The sequence below is a fragment of the Homoserinimonas sp. OAct 916 genome (assembly GCF_003260275.1).
Classification (GTDB): Bacteria; Actinomycetota; Actinomycetes; order Actinomycetales; family Microbacteriaceae; genus OACT-916.
Window position 1 is genome coordinate 154,397 of sequence record NZ_QJHB01000006.1, and the last position, 17,968, is coordinate 172,364.

General features: G+C 64.8%; 19 protein-coding genes. 4 read left to right on the forward strand and 15 right to left on the reverse strand.

The genetic code is table 11. The features are described from left to right. The first annotated feature begins 65 nt into the window (after positions 1-65). Together DL891_RS08695 and DL891_RS08700 are read left to right on the forward strand one after the other, a co-directional pair. Complete coding sequence (locus tag DL891_RS08695) at positions 66-884, forward strand: MBL fold metallo-hydrolase (protein WP_111720033.1); 819 nt, start codon at positions 66-68, stop codon at positions 882-884. Positions 885-1,011: 127 nt separating this feature from the next. Further along, positions 1,012-2,502 (forward strand): APC family permease, encoded by a 1,491-nt coding sequence (locus DL891_RS08700; RefSeq protein ID WP_198668828.1) that lies wholly within the window; start codon positions 1,012-1,014, stop codon positions 2,500-2,502. Positions 2,503-2,520: 18 nt separating this feature from the next. Here the strand turns inward: DL891_RS08700 and DL891_RS08705 are convergent, their stop codons facing one another. The 4 genes from DL891_RS08705 to DL891_RS08720 form a co-directional block, all read right to left on the reverse strand. Then, complete coding sequence (locus tag DL891_RS08705; protein ID WP_111720034.1) at positions 2,521-3,090, reverse strand: peroxiredoxin; 570 nt, start codon at positions 3,088-3,090, stop codon at positions 2,521-2,523. Positions 3,091-3,098: 8 nt separating this feature from the next. Continuing rightward, on the reverse strand, positions 3,099-3,512 hold the full coding sequence (nusB, locus tag DL891_RS08710; RefSeq protein ID WP_111720035.1) for a transcription antitermination factor NusB: 414 nt from the start codon (positions 3,510-3,512) through the stop codon (positions 3,099-3,101). Between the two features lie 12 nt (positions 3,513-3,524). After that, positions 3,525-4,088, reverse strand: a complete 564-nt coding sequence (gene efp, locus DL891_RS08715) for an elongation factor P (protein ID WP_111720036.1) — start codon at positions 4,086-4,088, stop codon at positions 3,525-3,527. Between the two features lie 73 nt (positions 4,089-4,161). After that, positions 4,162-4,608 (reverse strand): type II 3-dehydroquinate dehydratase, encoded by a 447-nt coding sequence (locus DL891_RS08720; RefSeq protein ID WP_111720037.1) that lies wholly within the window; start codon positions 4,606-4,608, stop codon positions 4,162-4,164. A gap of 275 nt (positions 4,609-4,883) precedes the next feature. Here DL891_RS08720 and DL891_RS08725 point away from each other — a divergent pair, with 275 nt between their 5' ends. After that, entirely contained in the window at positions 4,884-5,645 is a 762-nt protein-coding gene (locus DL891_RS08725; RefSeq protein ID WP_111720038.1) for a hypothetical protein, read from the forward strand. Between the two features lie 34 nt (positions 5,646-5,679). Here the strand turns inward: DL891_RS08725 and aroB are convergent, their stop codons facing one another. From aroB to DL891_RS08780, 11 genes are all read right to left on the reverse strand, one after another. Then, positions 5,680-6,759 carry a 3-dehydroquinate synthase gene (gene aroB, locus DL891_RS08730; RefSeq protein WP_111720133.1) on the reverse strand — a complete coding sequence of 360 codons (1,080 nt, stop codon included), beginning with the start codon at positions 6,757-6,759 and terminating at the stop codon, positions 5,680-5,682. 54 nt (positions 6,760-6,813) lie between these two features. Further along, positions 6,814-7,371: a shikimate kinase gene (locus DL891_RS08735; RefSeq protein ID WP_111720039.1), complete on the reverse strand. Its 558-nt coding sequence runs from the start codon at positions 7,369-7,371 to the stop codon at positions 6,814-6,816. After that, entirely contained in the window at positions 7,368-8,576 is a 1,209-nt protein-coding gene (aroC, locus tag DL891_RS08740) for a chorismate synthase (RefSeq protein WP_111720040.1), read from the reverse strand. The genes DL891_RS08735 and aroC overlap by 4 nt, the downstream gene beginning before the upstream one ends. 2 nt (positions 8,577-8,578) lie before the next feature. Next, positions 8,579-9,502, reverse strand: a complete 924-nt coding sequence (locus DL891_RS08745; RefSeq protein WP_111720041.1) for a shikimate dehydrogenase — start codon at positions 9,500-9,502, stop codon at positions 8,579-8,581. Then, on the reverse strand, positions 9,495-10,700 hold the full coding sequence (mltG, locus tag DL891_RS08750; protein ID WP_111720134.1) for an endolytic transglycosylase MltG: 1,206 nt from the start codon (positions 10,698-10,700) through the stop codon (positions 9,495-9,497). The genes DL891_RS08745 and mltG overlap by 8 nt, the downstream gene beginning before the upstream one ends. Positions 10,701-10,710: 10 nt before the next feature. Continuing rightward, complete coding sequence (gene ruvX / locus DL891_RS08755) at positions 10,711-11,184, reverse strand: Holliday junction resolvase RuvX (RefSeq protein ID WP_198668829.1); 474 nt, start codon at positions 11,182-11,184, stop codon at positions 10,711-10,713. Then, on the reverse strand, positions 11,185-13,839 hold the full coding sequence (gene alaS, locus DL891_RS08760) for an alanine--tRNA ligase (RefSeq protein WP_111720043.1): 2,655 nt from the start codon (positions 13,837-13,839) through the stop codon (positions 11,185-11,187). It abuts the gene before it with no gap. A 53-nt stretch (positions 13,840-13,892) separates the two neighbouring features. Continuing rightward, positions 13,893-14,084, reverse strand: coding sequence for a hypothetical protein (locus DL891_RS08765; protein ID WP_111720044.1), 192 nt, complete (start codon positions 14,082-14,084; stop codon positions 13,893-13,895). 77 nt (positions 14,085-14,161) lie between these two features. After that, positions 14,162-14,554, reverse strand: a complete 393-nt coding sequence (locus DL891_RS08770; protein WP_111720045.1) for a DUF948 domain-containing protein — start codon at positions 14,552-14,554, stop codon at positions 14,162-14,164. Between the two features lie 106 nt (positions 14,555-14,660). Beyond that, positions 14,661-15,290 (reverse strand): 30S ribosomal protein S4, encoded by a 630-nt coding sequence (rpsD, locus tag DL891_RS08775; protein WP_111720046.1) that lies wholly within the window; start codon positions 15,288-15,290, stop codon positions 14,661-14,663. 232 nt (positions 15,291-15,522) lie between these two features. Then, positions 15,523-16,911 carry a replication-associated recombination protein A gene (locus tag DL891_RS08780; protein ID WP_111720047.1) on the reverse strand — a complete coding sequence of 463 codons (1,389 nt, stop codon included), beginning with the start codon at positions 16,909-16,911 and terminating at the stop codon, positions 15,523-15,525. A gap of 202 nt (positions 16,912-17,113) precedes the next feature. On the opposite strand from DL891_RS08780, the gene DL891_RS08785 reads away from it, so the two are divergent. Next, on the forward strand, positions 17,114-17,926 hold the full coding sequence (locus tag DL891_RS08785; RefSeq protein WP_111720048.1) for a peptidylprolyl isomerase: 813 nt from the start codon (positions 17,114-17,116) through the stop codon (positions 17,924-17,926). The last annotated feature ends 42 nt before the right edge of the window (positions 17,927-17,968 follow it).

Here is a 17,968-nt window from a genome sequence, read left to right on the forward strand (position 1 = left end):
CACAGGACGGTCGGTTAAAGGATGGTTATCACTCAACCCTAACACCGGTCGCTTAGAGTATTCGGATGGCAACGCCGCGACGGTCCCTCGCTCGGGTCGCCCCGGGCGTGTTCGTGGCGACCAGCCGGCAGGATGCCACCACATCGACCGTGGTCATCAGCGACGCGCACCCTCCAGAGCCCTCGGACGCAGGCACTGCTGCCCTCCTGGTGGACCCAGCCTGGCTCCCCGGTGAACTGGACGGGCTCGCCGGCGAACTCGCGCACCGCGGCATCCGAGTGACAGCAGGGTTCAGCACGCATGCCCACCACGATCACCTCCTGTGGCATCACGGGTTCGGCGACGCGGCGCGGTGGGCATCCCCGGCGACCTGCGCGCTTGCCCGTCAGCACCGCGAAGCACTGCTCGCCGACCTGGGGAAGGACTGGCCAGACCGGCTGAAGCCGAACTTCGCGCGGGTGACCCCTCTGACCGGGAACATGATTCCGGAGCCGTTCGGCGCCGCAGGAGATGCTGAAGCCATCGAAGTCGTGATGCACGACGGCCATGCGCCCGGGCACAGCGCGCTGTGGCTCCCCGAACGACGCGTGCTGATTGCCGGCGACATGCTGAGCGACCGGGAACTGCCGCTGCCGTTCTCGCCCGATGACCTCCCCGCGTACCTGCGCGCGCTGGAGACCCTCGCCCCCTATGTTCGTCAGGCCCAGATGCTCATCCCCGGCCATGGAACGCCCACAACCGACCCGACCTCCCGGCTCGATGCCGATCAGCGTTATCTCGACTCCATTCTCGCGGGCACGGAGGCCGATGATCCCCGCCGAAACAATCCAGGGATGACCGCGATCCACGCGCGCATTCTCGAGATGGTGCGCCGGTTGCTCTGACATCCCCGGGTGATCGGCCCCGAGAGTTGAGGGATTCTGACTCTCAGAACGCTCCGAAACTTTCCTACGAGTGCACCTGCCCCTGAATTCTGCTCAGGTCTAAAATCTGTGTGACAAGGAGCAGATCATGGCATCAGGGCTCGACACACAATCACCGCACGAGCATCATCATGAACTGCAAGCGGATGGGGTGAGTGCGGCCGGCTCCATCGTCATGGCTGTCGCCGGAAGTGCCCCCGCTTACTCGATCGCGGCGACGACCGCGGTTCTCGTCGCCGCGGCCGGGCTTGCGAGCCCGGCCGCTCTCCTCTGGGCGGGGCTGCCGATGCTCGGTATCGCCTGGGCATTCGCGTACCTGGGGCGGGCGGAGGTGAACGCGGGCGCGGCATACTCCTGGGTGGGTCGCGCGTTGCATCCGATTCTTGGGTTCTTCTCCGGGTGGGCGTTAGTGGTTTCCGCGACGATTTTCATGGTGGCTGGCGCGCTCCCAGCCGGAATCATGACGGTCTCTCTGTTCGCCCCCGATCTGGCGGACAACGTGCTCCTGGTGACAGTGGTCGGCGCCATCTGGTTCCTGGTGATGGCCGCGTGTGTGTTGTTCGGCGTGCGTGTCACGGCGCGCGCGCAGTGGATCATGTCGAGCATCGAGGTCGCGATTCTCGTGCTGTTCGCGGTCGCCGCGATCGTACAGTCGATGCTCGGCACGCACGCCGGCGCCGCCTTCAGCTGGGACTGGTTCGGGTTCTCCCATTTCACCGGCGTCGGCGGGTTCGTCGCAGCCGCGTTGATTGCGGCGTTCTACTACTGGGGCTGGGACGTCAGCTCCAACCTCAACGAAGAAACAAGAAACGGTCACAAGTCGGCGGGCACCGGCGGCATCATCGGCGTCGTCATCGTCTTCTTGCTGTTCGAGATCTTTACCGTCGCTATCCAGGTGATGTTGCCCGACTCGGTCATTCAGTCCAACAGCGGTAACGTGTTGAGCGTGCTGGGCGAGGTCATCTGGCCCGGGCTCGGCGGCAAGATCCTGATCATCGCGGTCATGCTCTCCACCATTGCCACCCTCGAGACAACCTTGATCCAAGTCACTCGCTCGTTGTTCGCGATGGGTCGCGATCACACCATCCCCCAGGCGTTCGGCCACTCGCACCCCCGCTGGAAGACACCGGCATTCGCGACGATCGTCGTCACCTGTGTCTCTGTCGTATTGTTCATCGGCGCAAACTTCCTCGGCAGCGTCGGCCAGATCCTCAGCGACGCAATCAGCTCGATCGGGCTGCAGATCGCGTTCTACTACGGGTTGGCGGGTATCGCCGTCGTGGTGGCCTACCGAAAGATCATTTTCACGTCGGTGAAGAACTTCATCTTCATCGGCCTCTGGCCGGCGGTCGGGGCCATCTTCATGGTCTGGATCTTCATCGTGTCCATCCCGACCCTGGGCCTCGTCGTCGATCTGATCGGCCTCGGTGCGCTCGCACTCGGAATCATTCCGCTGATCCTCTTCTGGAAGAAGGGCAACGCCTACTTCCAGGACCGCCGTCCCTTGGCCCTGCCGGACGAGCTGACCGGCGCAATCACGATAGCGCCCCCGGCAAAGACGACACTGCCACACAATTAGCGAACGGGCCGTTGTCGCTCACGGGTTCGTGCGCAACCAGTCCACAACCTGTTGGGCGTGCGTGTCGGGTGGGAACACGGGGTAGAACACGTGCTCAATCGTCCCGCCCCGCACGACCATCGTCAGTCGTGAGTACAGACGTTTTCCGCCGGCCACGAAGGTGGGCATCGAAAGAGCATCCGCAAGCTCATGGGCCCGGTCAGAGATCAGCGGGAACGGTAGGTGTAGCCGGTCGACTGCCTCACGCTGATAGTCGAGGTCCTGACTCGACACTCCGTACACCCGGGAGGCCCCGACTTCGCCCAGTTCACGAAAATGGTCGCGGAAGCCGCAGGACTCGGGCGTGCAGCCCCGGGCCCCGGGAATGGCATCCCAACCGGCGGGCAGGGCGACCCCCGGCCGACCAGTCATCGGGTAGAAGTAGAGCACCGTGCGAGCCGGTGCGCCATCGTCGAGCCGGATCGTCGTGCCTGCCGTGGTGGAGAGCACCAACGGCGGCATTCGCAGGCCCGGCAGGTGGTCGGCCGCACCGTCGTCCTCGGGCGCAGGCAGGTCATCGGGCAGCCCGAGATAGTCAGCGCCCATCATGACCGGGTTCAGCCCTTCGTATTGGCGAAGGTGCCCAGCATGCCGTTGATGAACGCCGGGGAATCGTCGGTGCTGAGCTGTTTGGCGGCTTCAACGGCCTCGTCGATGGCGACGGCGTCGGGCACTTCGTCGTTGAACAATACCTCCCAGGCGCCGATCCGCAGGATGGCCCGGTCGATCGCTGGCATACGCTCCAGCGACCAGCCATGCGAGTAGGTCTGGATCATCTCGTCGATCTCGTCGCCATGCGCGACTACCCCGGTGACGATCTGCTGCGCGTACAACCAGGAAGCACGTCGATCGGATTCACCGGCGGCCCGGGCCTCGGCGTCCGCCAGCGCCTGGTTGATCGAGGTTCCTCGCATGTCCGAGGAGTACAGAATGTCGAGTGCCCGCTTGCGGGCCTTTGTGCGCGCGCTCATCGGTTGCGCGGGTCAGTCGTTGACGCGGCCGAGGTAGTCCCCGGTGCGAGTGTCGACCTTGACCTTGGTACCGGTCTCGAGAAAGAGCGGAACCTGGATCTCGTACCCGGTCTCCACGGTGGCGGGCTTGGTGCCCCCGGTGGAGCGGTCACCCTGCAGGCCCGGTTCCGTGTAGGTGATCACCAGCACGACCGAGGCGGGCAGCTCAACGTACAGCGGCTCCCCCTCGTGCAGGGCAACGGTCGCCATCTGCTGTTCGAGCAGGAAGTTGGCGGCGTCGCCCACGACGGCGGCGGTCAGGGTGAGCTGATCATAGTCGGAGGTGTCCATGAAGATGAAGTCGTCGCCATCCCGGTACAGGTACTGGAACTCGCGTCGGTCAACGTTGGCGGTTTCGATCTTCGTACCGGCGTTGTACGTGCGGTCGACGGTCTTGCCGCTGACCACATTCTTCAACTTGGTGCGAACAAACGCACCACCCTTGCCCGGCTTCACGTGTTGGAACTCGATGACCGTCCAGAGCTGTCCGTCGATCTTGAGGACAACTCCGTTCTTGATGTCGGCGGTGGAGGCCATAGCTGGTGCACGTCCGTTCAGTGGGTGTAGCGGGGCCAGATGACCCGTGATCGATTGTAGTTGCCCGAACCGGCTACTCCAAAGCGGGCATCGGGCGCAGCAGCTGCACCAGGGCCAGGCGGTACGAGTCGAAGCCGAACCCCGCGATCACACCGGTGGCCACGGCCGAGATGACGCTCGTGTGCCGAAACGACTCACGGGAGTGCGGGTTGGAGATGTGCACCTCGATCAGTGGAACACCGGCAGTTGTCACCAGGGCTGCGGCATCCCGCAGGGCGTAGGAATAGTGGGTGAACGCCGCTGGATTCAGAATGACCGGCACACGTTGATCAACCGCCTCGTGAAGCCAACCGATGAGCTCAGACTCGTCGTCGCTCTGGCGCAGGTCGATTTCGGCGCTCGGGGCATCTGCGCACAGGACCGCACGTAGATCAGCGAGGTCGGCGTGACCGTAGACCTCGGGTTCGCGGGAGCCCAGCCGCCCGAGGTTGGGCCCATTGAGGACGAGGATGTGTGTCATTTCTTCCAATCGGGGCAGGGCACCGTTACCGGTAGCTGCCCCTTTCTCCGTTCGGTGCTGCACGTCGATTCGGCGAACATGGTGAGCCCACCCGTGTGAGGTTGATTCCCCCATCTTCGCAGGAGTTCGGGGCACGGCACCACCGGCACCAGAGACTGAGGTGCAGCGGGCCGCACTTGCGACCGGAGGCATCTCGTCGGAGAATGAGAAGCACAGCACCTGTTGCCCCGGACCTCGGTAACGATTCTCACTCGAGTCACGCTCCGGAGGGCACCATGTCAACAAATGTCTTCTCGGCCGACTTCCGGCCGAATCCCAGTCGCGATTCCGATCTTTCCCCCGCCGCATCGACGTCGACTTCGCCGACTGCCGCTTCCCCGCACACGAGCGACACTCTCCTGCGCCTTCCGGCTCTGACCGGCACCCGGGCTGTGCACCTGCAGGTCACCGACATGGGAGACGCAACGTGGGAGGTGAGCCACAAGGACGCGATCATCGGCTTCATCCGGCAGGCCGGTCGTGTCTTCGTCAGCCTCCCCGGCGACCGCTTGGACCTCGCCGAGGAATCAGGGCAGTTCCAACGCTGGGACGGCGCTCTGACAGCGCTCATGAACGGCAGCGGGTATGCCGCTGCAAGGCGCACGCAACGGCCGGAACAACTCGGGACAAGTGGCCGGTCCGGCTGGCCGAACGCACGGGGATCCACTGTCTCAACGATGCCGGAGAAGTCGACGGAATCGAAGGTCTCTCCGGCGGCCGAATCAGGCGACCTATTGATGTTCCATCCAAAAGACCGCACTCACTCCACGAAACCCGCCCGAGAGCCGATTGTGACCGAGATCAATGCCGCGGTCATCATGCACGGTGGGCGCGAGTTCCACACGACGAGGGCGCGGGCGGAGAGCTTCCTGATCTGGGCGCGTGCCGTGGTCGAGTCCGGGCAGGCCGCGCTGGTGCCGCTGTTGCACAACGACGGCGTTGATCTGCTCCTGATCACTGAAAAAACGCCTGTGGAGTCCAGCAAGCATTGGCCCTGAGCGCGCCCAACCGAGCACGTGAAGGCCACAATCTCTAGGAGCCGATCTCCTGGTACGCGGCAAACAACAGCGAGGCGTCCGGCCCCTCCAACACCGTCGGCTTGCCCACATCATCGAGCACGATGAAACGGAGCATGCCGCTGCGGGTCTTCTTGTCGCGTTGCATGGTGGCCAGCAGGCTCTGCCAGCGGCCGACCGGGTAGCTGGTCGGCAGAGTCAGCGATTCGAGAATCCGGCGGTGGCGGTCGACGACCTCGTCCGACAGCCGGCCCGTCAGTCGGGCCAGTTCCGCGGCGTACATCATGCCGACGGCGACAGCGGCGCCGTGCCGCCAGCCGTAGCGCTCGGCGTGCTCGACCGCATGACCCAGCGTGTGCCCGTAGTTCAGGATCTCCCGCAGCCCACGCTCAGTGAAGTCTTCGCCGACCACCGTGGCCTTCATCGCAATGGCCAGTTCCACCACGCGCCTGAACTCCGGTGTGGCGGGGTCGGTGGCGACCTCGACGTCTCGTTCGATGATGTCGAGAATTTCCGGCACCTGGATGAAGCCGGCTTTCACGATCTCGGCGAAGCCGGCGAGGATCTCGTTGCGCGGCAGGTCTGTGAGCGTGTCGAGATCGCAGAGCACCGCACGGGGTGCGTAGAAGGTTCCCACCAGGTTTTTGCCCTCGGCGGTGTTGACCCCGTTCTTGCCCCCAACGGCCGCGTCCACCATCCCCAGCACACTGGTCGGCAGAAGAAGCACCTGGACACCGCGCAACCACGTCGCCGCGACAAACCCGGCCAGGTCGGTGACAGCGCCGCCACCGAAACCGATCACGGCGTCGGTGCGGGAGAAGTCGGCCTGGCCCATGATCTGCCAACAGAACGCCGCGACTTCGATGCGCTTGGCGGCTTCGGCGTCGGGAACCTCGGCGATCAGCACCTCGTAGTCGCCCAGAAGGGATTGCCGCAACGCGTTGGCCCGCGCCCCGACGGTGGCAGTGTGTACGATCAGCACCTTGCGGGTGGCGGGGGCGAGGTGCGCGGCCACGTCCTCGAGCAGGCCACGTCCCACGACTACGTCGTAGTCGGTGGAACCCGTGACCGTGATGTGGGTGGCAGGCGTAGTCATGCGTTCTCCTTGGAGGGTCTGGGACGACACCGACGGTGCCATCCGCTGACGTGGTCAGCGGGTCAGTTGTTCGGTCGCCCAACGGGCCAGGTCATGACCGATCGAGCGGGTGTCACGGATGGAGGTGTCGAAGGTCACGTCGGCAACCTCGCGGTACAGGGCCAGCCGATCGTGGAAGAGTGCTGTCCAGGCATCGATTCCGCCCCGAGCGAGCGGGCGAGTCGTATTCTGCATTCGATGGGCCGCGACGTCTGGCTGCACCGTCAGGAACACCACCGGAAGCTCCGCGAGGTCTGCACGGGTGTCTGCGTCAAGGATCGCTCCCCCACCGAGTGAAACGACACCGTGGAGCCGGAGCACGCGACCGACCGCAGCCCGTTCCAGCCTTCTGAAGTGGGTCTCGCCGAAGGTTTCGAACAGCTCGGGGATCGGTCCGTGTTCCCGCTCGATCTCGTGGTCGGAGTCGATGAACGGCAGGTCCATCAGGCGAGCCACGACACGGCCGAGCGTGGTCTTGCCCGAGGCCATCGGACCGATCAGAACGAGCGGCGGGCGTGCTGTGGCTGGATCGGCTTCCTGCTCGGTCGGGGCACCCCCTGGGGAATCAGTCATTCCAGGGGTGCGGAATGGTCGGTGGTGTGCAGGGTGTCCGGGATCGCGGCCAGGTACGCTGCGAGGTTGCGGGCGGTCTCCGCGATGCTGTCTCCCCCGAACTTCTCCAGCATGCTGTTCGCGAGCACCAGGGCGACCATGGCCTCGGCGACCACGCCGGCTGCAGGCACGGCGCAGACATCTGAACGCTGGTGGTGTGCGTCGGCCGCTTGGCCGGTGGCCACGTCCACGGTGCGCAGAGCGTGCGGAATCGTGGAAATCGGTTTCATCCCCGCCCGCACCCGCAGCACCGTTCCGGTGGACATTCCGCCTTCGGTGCCTCCCGCCCGGTCGCTGGCTCGCGCGATTCCGTCGGCGGAGTGGAAGAGTTCGTCGTGCGCCTTCGAACCACGCCTGGTCGTGGTGAGAAAACCGTCGCCCACCTCGACCCCCTTTATCGCCTGGATGCCCATCAGTGCGGACGCCAACTGTGCGTCCAACCGGCGATCCCAGTGCACGTAGGAACCGAGCCCGGGTGGGAGACCGTACGCAAGCACCTCGACGATGCCGCCCAGTGTGTCGCCCTCTTTCTGAGCGACATCCACCTCAGCGACCATTCTGTCGGAGGTCTCCTTGTCGAAACAGCGCAACGGGTCGGCGTCGAGGGCTGCCACGTCGGCGGGCGTCGGCAACACAGCGCCTTCCGGGGAGCACACGGGCCCGATCGACAGCGTGTGGCTGACCAGGTGCACGCCGAGTTCGGCGAGAAACGACCGGGCGATGGCAGCAAGTGCCACCCGGGCCGCCGTCTCGCGGGCGCTGGCACGCTCCAGCACGTTGCGTGCCTCGGCGAAGCCGTACTTCTGCATGCCCACGAGGTCGGCGTGGCCGGGCCTGGGTCGGGTGAGCGGTGCGCCGCGCCCCTTGGGCAGGGTGGCCAGGTCTACCGGCTCAGCGCTCATCACGTCGACCCAACGCGGCCATTCGGTGTTGCCGATGCGCAGTGCGATGGGGCTTCCCATGCTCAGGCCATGGCGCACGCCACCCGAGAGGGTGAGCTCGTCCTCCTCGAACTTCATCCGGGCACCGCGACCGTACCCGAGCTTGCGCCTCGCCAGGTCCTCCCGGATCTGGGCGAGCGAAACCGGGACCCCGGCGGGCAGGCCCTCGAGAATGGCAATGAGTTCCGGGCCGTGAGACTCACCGGCGGTCAACCAACGAAGCATGCTTACGATTCTGGCACAGCCGAGGCGGCCTTCGAACCCACGGCCGCCCACATGGCCTCGAGTACCCCCTGCTCCTCGAGCAGTTCCCGATCGGGATCACCGCCGACGAAGATCCTCACCTGCACGAGCGCCTGGTGAACCAGCATCCCGATTCCGGAGGTCATGCGGCCGCCCGCCTGTTGCCAGCGCACGGCCAAGGCGCTCGGCCATGGGTCGTACGCGACGTCGAACAGAAGCGACTGTCGGCGAAGGCCCTCACTGAATTCCCACGGTGCATCGATTCCCCCGGGGAGTGTGCTGACCACGAGCTCTGGCGGAGGGCTACCTGCAGAGGTGGCCTCGTCGGGGTCACGGTGGACGCCGACGGTGACGCCGAGTTCGAGCCCCAACCGCACCAGCGGCGCAGCGCGCTCCGGGGAACGTGCGATCACCTGGATGTTCTGCACCCCCATTTGGGCGAATGCGATCAGGGCGGAATGCCCGGTGGCACCGGAACCGAGGAGCCAGGCGTGTTTCACGTTGGCGAGGCCGGCGTCGGCCAGTGCACGCACGATTCCTGCGACGTCAGTGTTGAAAGCCGCGGTGCGGCGAACACGGCCGTCGAGACCCCCGAATACGACAGTGTTCGCGGCGGCCGCGCGCCTGGCAATCGGGTCGACCGACTGAACCAGGTCGATCACCCGCTCCTTCAGCGGCATCGTCAGGGACAGGCCGCGCCATTCTGGCCCACAGGAGTCGAGGAAGAAAGCGAGTTCGTCCTCGGCCACCTCGATCCGTTCGTACCGCCACGGGAGACCCAACCGGGCATAGGCGGCCTGGTGCAGGACCGGTGACTGGGAGTGTGCGATCGGCAATCCCAGTACCGCGAGTCGCGCCTGGAGGCCCTGGAGGTCCGCGAGCTTCGCCCGGGCTTCACGATCAGCCATAACCGGGGTTCTCCGACATCCACTCACGCCACTTCGCAACAGCTGCGTCATGCTCTTCAATGGTGGTGGAGAAGATCGTTTCACCGGTTTTCAGATTCCAGGTCACGAAGAACATCCACGGACCATCGGCCGGGTGAAGCACCGCGTTGATCGCCACGTCGCCGGGGTTGGAGATCGGGCCGATCGGCAGGCCCTCATGGACATAGGTGTTATACGGGTTGCTCGCGTCGGCTCTCTCTGCGTCAGAGGTTTCGGTACGGTCGATGTCGGTGGTGCGGTAATACGTGACTGTGGCATCCGACTGCAGCTTCCAACCCTCGTCCAACCGGTTCTGGAAGACCCGGGCGACTTTCGCAGCATCACCTGGGTCCCCTCCGGCCTCGCGCTGTACCAGTGACGCGAATGTCACCACTCGGAAACGATCCTTTTTGGCGACTTTCGCCTCATCCAGAGCCTGATCCATACGATCCACGAGCACCTGAAGCACCTCGTGGGCGCTCAGACCGGGTTCGAGGTTGTAGGTGGCGGGAAACAGGAAACCCTCCAGGTTGATCGCCTCTTCAGGCAGGCCGAAACCCTTGTAGTCCTCAGCGGCCGCCTGCAATTCTTCGAGGGGAATCTTCGTGCCGTCAGCGATCAGCTCAAGGGCGACCCGAACAACGGTGCCCTCCGGGATCACGAAAGTGTTCTCCATGCGGGTGTTCGGGTTCATGAGGGCGGTCAGCGCACCCTTCGCCGTCATCTGGGCCCGCATCTTGTAGGCCCCCGGTATGAACACGGGCTCCGGAGACTGTTGCAACAGGAGCTTGTAGAACACCTCGGACGAACCGATCACGTCGTCTTTCTGCAGGTTCGCGGCGATGTCACTGCCGAAGTCCCCATCGTGCACGGTGAAGACGACCTCACCGGTGCCGGGGCCGGGGTAATCCGTGGGCCCGGTCTGCTCTCCGGCAAGAAGGCCTTTGATGGGTTCGAGGTAGAGGTTCAACGCGATCGCAACGAGCGCACCGAACACCGCCAAGGCGATCAGCCCCCCGATCCAGCCACGATAGCTGCGCTTGGGCTTCGGGTTGTAGGCCGGTTTGCGACCACGCTTCGAGCTGTGGGCCCTTGTGGCCCGGCGGGACGCCTTGCGCGTTGTGGGGCCGTTCGCCTTGGTGGGCACGAGGTCGGCGAACGGGTCGTTCTCTGGGGACATCTGGGTCACATTACCGTTCTTCGCTGGATGGGACGAGGGAGCCCGGGGGGATGCCCGATGAACGCTCGGCGTCGAGCGCGTGCTGCAGGATTATGACGGCCGCGACCTGGTCGATGATCGTTCTGGTGCCCTTCTGCTTCTTCCCGGCTGATCGAAGGGCGCTGTGCGCGGACACGGTCGAAAGTCGTTCGTCGACGAGCCGCACCGGAACGGTGGGCAGTGATGCGGCGATGCGCTCGGCGAAGGCGACCGCGTCGGCCGTGGACGCCGTGTGGTGTCCGGCCAGTGCCAGGGGCAGGCCGACCACGATCTCCAGCACGTCCCTCTCTGCGCACAGGTTTCCTATGCGGTCAACGTCGCCTGTACCGTCGACCTGGCGCTGGATCGTCTCGACAGGTGTGGCGAGCATGCCGTGTAAATCACTGGTCGCGACGCCTACCCGTACTTTGCCGACGTCGATACCCAAACGCACTCCCGGGCGCACTCAGCCTCTGATCTCGGAGACGATGGCGTCGAGTGCAGCCGGAATCATGGAGACATCTGCCCCGCCGCCCTGAGCCAGGTCGTCTTTGCCGCCGCCGCCGCCGCCCATCAGCTGGGCAGCGATTCGCGCCAGCACACCGGCTTTGTGGCCGGCCTCCCGTGCCGCAGCGTTCGTGGCCACGATGATCACCGGTTTGTGGGAGACGACGCCGGCGAGCGCCACGGTCGTCGCCGTTTCGCCCGCCTGGGCTCGCACCTGGGTGACCAGATGGCGCAACTCGTCGACGGACCCGAGATCACCGAGAGAGTCTGTGACCAGAAGAACGTCGCCGACCCGGCCGGCCTCAGCCAGCAGCGTCGGAATGCGACCAGCCAAAGCTTTCGCCTCGAAGTCTGCGATCCTCTTGTTCGCGGCTTTGAGATTCGCCATCAGTTCCGAGATGCGGTCGGGCAGCTGCTCCCGCGGCGTCTTGAGCGATGAGGTCAAGGTGTTCACAATGGCACGCTCGGCGGCGAACTCTTTGAAGGCGTCGTGGCCGACCAGCGACTCGATGCGACGGTTCGACGATCCGACCGAGGCCTCGCCGATCAGATTGATCAGACCGATCTGCGAGCTGTGTGCGACGTGTGTGCCCGCGCAGAGCTCCCTCGACCAGGGCCCGCCGATGTCCACGACGCGAACAGTCTCCCCATACTTCTCGCCGAACAGCGCCATGGCCCCGAGTTCGCGGGCGTCGCTGAGGGCCATCTCCCGGGTGATCACTTCGTAGTCGGCGCGAATGGCGTTGTTTGCCACCTCCTCCACCTCGCTTCGCGTGGCCGGCGACAGCGCCTGGCCCCAGGTGAAGTCGAGGCGCAGGTAACCGGCCTTGTTGTACGAGCCGGACTGGTGTGCGTTCTCGCCGAGGATCTCGCGCAAGGCCGCGTGGACGAGATGGGTGCCCGAGTGCGCCTGCCGAGCACCGTGTCGCCATTGGGCGTCGACGACGGTGCGCGCGCTCTGGCCGACCGCGACCTCACCCCGGGTGACGATGACGCGATGGCTGGTCAGCCCGGCGACCGGTCGTTGCACGTCGGTGACGGTGAGCTCATAGCCGTCGCCGACGATCGTGCCGGCATCCGCCTCCTGTCCGCCGGCTTCGGCATACAACGTCGTTTCGGGCAGGATCACCTCCGCGGTGTCGCCCTGCCGGGCACGATCCACCGAATGGCCGTCGACGATCAGGCCCAGGATGGAAGTGTCTGTCTCCAACTCGTCGTATCCGGTGAAGTGGGTCTCACCGTGTGCACGGAAGGCGCTGTAGACCGACATGTCTGCGAGGATCTGCTTCTTCGATCGGGCATCGGTCTTGGCCCGGTCGCGCTGTTCGGTCATCAGTTTCTTGAACGCGTCGACGTCAACAGTCAACCCTGCCTCGGAGGCCATCTCCATCGTGATGTCGATCGGGAACCCGTACGTGTCGTGCAACAGGAACGCCGTGTCCCCGCCCAATTCGGCGCTCTGGCTCTTTCGCGTGCTTTCCACCGCCAGGTCGAGAATCGTGGTACCGCTGGCCAGCGTGCGCAGAAAGGCATCTTCTTCGGCCACGGCACTCTGGCGGATTCGGGACCAGTCGCGCTCCAGTTCCGGGTAGCCGGCACTCATAGCGGCTTTGGACGCTTCGAACAGGGGCGAGAACACGGCCTCCTGCACGCCCAGCAGGCGCAGGGCGCGCACGGTCCGCCGCATCAGGCGACGCAGGACGTAGCCTCGGCCCTCGTTCGACGGGGTCACCCCGTCACCCAGGATCATCAACGAGGAGCGCACGTGGTCGGCGATCACCCGCAGGCGCACATCGTCTTCGTGCACGGCGCCGTACCGCTTACCGGTGAGTTCGGCTGCCAGGTCGAGCACCGGCCGCACCTGGTCGATCTCGTAGAGGTTCTCCACCCCCTGCTTGATGAACGCCACCCGTTCCAGCCCCATGCCGGTGTCGATGTTCTTGCTGGGCAGGTCACCGAGGATCTCGAAGTCGTTGCCCACCCCCTCACCGCGAAGATACTCGGTGAAGACCAGGTTCCAGATCTCGACGTACCGGTCCTCGTCCGCTGCCGGGCCGCCTTCGGCACCATACGCGGGCCCGCGGTCGTAGAACACCTCGGAACAGGGACCAGCGGGGCCCGGCAGTCCGGTGGACCAGTAGTTGGAGTCCATTCCCATTCGCTGGATGCGGTGATCGGGAAGGCCAGAGATCTCTTTCCAATAGCCGAACGACTCGTCATCGTCCTTATAGACCGTGACCCACAGGTCGCGTTCCTCGAACCCGTAACCACCCTGGGCCTCCGGGGTCGTCAACAGTTCCCAGGCGTAGGCAATTGCTTCTTTCTTGAAGTAGTCGCCGAAGGAGAAGTTGCCGCACATCTGGAAGAAGGTGCCGTGGCGTGCGGTGACGCCCACCTCTTCGATGTCGTTGGTGCGCAGACACTTCTGGACACTGACCGCCCGGGGATAGGGGGCCGGGACCAGACCAGTCAGATACGGGATGAACGGAACCATCCCGGCGATCGTGAACATGAGTGTCGGGTCGTCTGAGATCAGGGATGCCGAGGGGACAACCGTGTGGCCGCGATCGGCGAAGAAGTCCAGCCAACGGCGGTGAATATCGACAGTCTGCATGAGGTCCGTTGTTCGAGGGAAAAGGTACGGTGTCGTGAAATGTGGGCGGATGCCTACGCGTCGCCGATGGCGCGGCGCAATTCGGCCTCGCGCGTGCGATAGCCTTCACCGACCGCGTCGCTGAATTCCTTCGCCTGAGCGTCGATCCGTGCGAAGAGATCGCTCCCGACCCGCGTCTTGTTCAGCTGGTGCGCGGCGATGAATCCCACGCCCACACCGACGATCAGCCAGACAAAGTTCTTCATTCTACTTGCTCCTTAGAATCGGGTGACGGTTCGCGTCTGAATACAGCTTACGGGGGGTGGTGAGCGCCGGTCTCGGCTCACGCCTTCCGCGACCGGGCCCTACGCCGGGGGCGCTTCTCGCCCCCTCCAGCGTGACGGAAAGCGGCGCGCACGCCAGCGCTGAAGCCGGCGAGTTTGATCAGGGGCCCACCGACGGTGGCGGCGACCAGGGAGACCAGAGCTGAGACATTGCCGGTGGCATCCGCCACGTTGCCGGTGATCTGGTCGACCCGCTGCAACTGGGTGTTGGTCGATGAGATCGTGTCGGCGGCCTCATCCAACAGCGGCGTGGTGTGGTCGGTGATCTCTCGGATTGATCGGCTGGTTTCATCGAGAACCTTGCCGAGTTTGATGAGGGGAATCGTCAGCAGCCCGACCAGCACCGCGAAGATCCCGGCGGCGATCAGTCCGGCAATGTCGCCACCAGTCATTCGTGCACTCCCGTTCGTTCGCGTCGGCACCTGAACCGGTGCCGGTTAAAGGCTGTAGGGGGTGGGCCGCCAGGCGACCCACCCCCTACATTAGCTGCACTGGAGACTAGCGCGCGGCGTAGTACTCCACCACGAGCTGCACTTCACAGGTCACGGGGACCTCGGCACGCTTCGGGCGACGCACGAGGCGTGCCTGCAGTTTGTCGATCTCCACCTCGAGGTAGGCGGGGAGCTTCGGCAGCACGTCGACGTGGGCGCCGGCAGCGGCGACCTGGAACGGCTCCATGCTCTCTGACTTGGGGTGCACGTGCACCAGCTGGCCGGGCTTGACCCGGAACGACGGCCGGTCGACGCGCTGGCCGTCCACCATGATGTGACGGTGAACGATCATCTGGCGGGCCTGGGCAGTGGTGCGGGCGATTCCGGCACGAACAACCAGGGCGTCCAAGCGCTGCTCGAGCAGCTCGACCAGGTTCTCACCGGTCAGGCCGGGAGCACGACGGGCTTCCTGAAAAACGATCTTGAGCTGCGCTTCGCGAATGCCGTACTGGGCACGCAGACGCTGCTTCTCGCGCAGACGCACGGCGTAGTCGGAATCGGTCTTGCGTTTGGTGCGGCCGTGCTCACCCGGAGCATAGGGGCGCTTCTCGAGGTACTTGGCTGCTTTTGGCGTGAGCGGGATGCCCAGGGCGCGCGACAGCCGGGTCTGGCTATGGGTACGTGACTTGGTAGACACGGGTTCCTTTCAATTGATTGAACATCTGTCTTCAGACGCAAAACTCTCCGGGCACTCCGGGAGGCATGCAAGATTATGAGAAGAGGGATGTGCCACCGGGACCGTCCGGCTACAGGACACATCCCACCACGAGCGATGTTCGGCGCAGCCGCACTCGAACACCTAATGGAGGCGGGATAAATCCTAGCACGCCGGGGGCCAGCCGGTGAACACACCCGGCCTGGGAACTCGCTCAGCGCCCACGTATGATTCGGCGCAGTTTCTCCCAGCGCGAGGAGATCTCACGTTCGTTGCCGTGAACGGTCGGTCGATAGTAGCTCGCACCGGCCAACTCATCCGGCAAATACTGTTGCTGCAGCACGCCCAGCTCCGCGTCATGCGGGTACTTGTAGCCCGTGCCATGGCCGAGCCTCTTGGCGCCCGCATAGTGGGCATCGCGCAGGTGTTTGGGCACCCGACCGAAGTTTCCGGCCTTCACATCGGCGATCGCCTTGTTGATCCCGACGTACGCAGCGTTCGACTTCGGTGCGCACGCGAGGTACACCACCGCCTGTGCCAGCGGGATACGGCCTTCGGGCATCCCGATGAACTGCACCGCGTCGGCGCAGGCCACTGCGACCACCAGCGCCTGAGGGTCGGCGAGGCCGATGTCTTCTGAAGCAAGGATGATGATGCGCCGTGCGATGAACCGGGGGTCCTCCCCTGCCTCGATCATGCGGGCCAGGTAGTGCAGCGACGCATCGGCATCAGAACCGCGCACCGACTTGATGAACGCACTGATCACGTCATAGTGCTCATCACCGTTGCGGTCATAACGCAAGAGCGCCCGGTCGACGGACAGCGCCACCAATTCGGCGGTGATCTCAGGCAACGCGGTGTCACTGGTCTCGACGGCCTCAGCCGATCCTGGGGCCGATTGAGATTGCGAGGCGGCGTCGGCCTGGGCACGGGCGCTTCCGGCGGCCGCCTCCAATGCTGTCAATGCACGGCGGGCATCCCCCGATGCCAGCCGGATGATCGTGGCACGTGCGTCGTCTGTGAGTACGTAGTGGCCGCCGAGACCTCGGGCGTCGGAAACGGCCCGGTCGATCACGGTCGCCAGATCCTCGTCGCTCAGTGGATGCAGGGTCAGCAGCAGAGACCGTGACAGCAGCGGCGAGATCACCGAGAATGATGGGTTCTCAGTGGTGGCCGCAACGAGGATGATCCAACCGTTCTCCACGCCGGGCAAGAGCGCATCTTGCTGTGCCTTGGAGAACCGGTGGATCTCGTCAAGGAAGAGGATCGTCGACAGGCCGTACATGTCACGGGAGGAAATGGCTTCCTCGAGTACCTGACGCACGTCGCGAACACCGGCGCTGACCGCCGACAGCTCAACGAACCGCCGCCCCGATGTGTGTGCAATCGCCTGGGCCAACGTGGTTTTGCCGGTTCCGGGTGGTCCCCAGAGGATCACCGAGATCGATCCGACCTTCGCGGTGGTATCGGTTGCGAGACCGACCAGAGGCGAACCCGGAGTGAGCAGGTGGCGTTGGCCGGCCACTTCGTCCAGGCTCGTCGGGCGCATCCGCACCGCCAGGGGCACCGGCGTGGAATGGAGCCCGGGTTGAGAATCGACCATGCCCACAAGACTATGGCGTGTCGACATCGAGAAATGTGCTGCTTCGAGGTTGCCCCCTGTCAGGCGCTTGGTTGCTAGAGTTCTTCTGGTCGAGATCCCTCACACCACCGTGTGCGAATAAGAGGGAGAGGGCCGGCCAATGACCAGTGGTCACCACAATGATTGATCACCGACCAGCGATCACAGGCAATGAGGGAGAACCGTGGCTGCGAAAAACCCCAGTCGACAGGCCAGAGAGGCGAAGGCGCGCCTGCGGGCATATCGGGCGAGGCAGGCCGTGCACGAGCGCAGCGTCAAGCGCCGCACTCGGGACAACATCGTTGCCGGGGTGGGGCTGCTGATTGCCGTGGTGCTGCTCGCCGCCCTGCAGATCTTCTATATCACCGGCCCCGGCGCCCCTACCCCCGCGCCGGCGCCCAGCCCGTCACCGTCGGCCAGCCTCCAACCGTCAGATGCCCCCTCACCCGGGGCTGAGGCCCCGACGGGCGCCGTTCCCTCGAAGACGATCGCCGAGGGCCGCACCTGGACCGGAACCCTCACGCTCAACGACGTCGCACTCGGCGTCGAACTCGACGGCGCTGCCGCACCCCAGGCGGTCTCGTCCACGATCAGTTTGGTTTCCAGCGGATTTTATGACGGACTGAGTTGCCATCGCATGACCGACGGCGGCTTCTACATCCTGCAGTGCGGCGATCCGAACGGGGACGGAAGTGGTGGTCCCGGATACTCTTATGGCCCGATCGAGAACGCGCCGGCCAACGACGTGTACCCGGCGGGAACACTCGCCATGGCGCGCCAAGGGCTCAAATCGGACAGCATGGGCAGCCAGTTCTTCATCGTCTACGAAGAGACGAAGATCCCCTCCGACGCCGCCGGCGGGTACACGGTGATCGGTCACATCACCAGCGGCCTGGATCAGTTGCGCTCAAAGATCACGGACGCCGGGGTTCTTCCCGACGGTGACAGCACCAAACCCGCGGTGCCGACGACCATCACGGGCTTCACACTCAAGTAGGCTTGTCCGCGATATCAGATCAGCCGAACTGCAAGGATACCC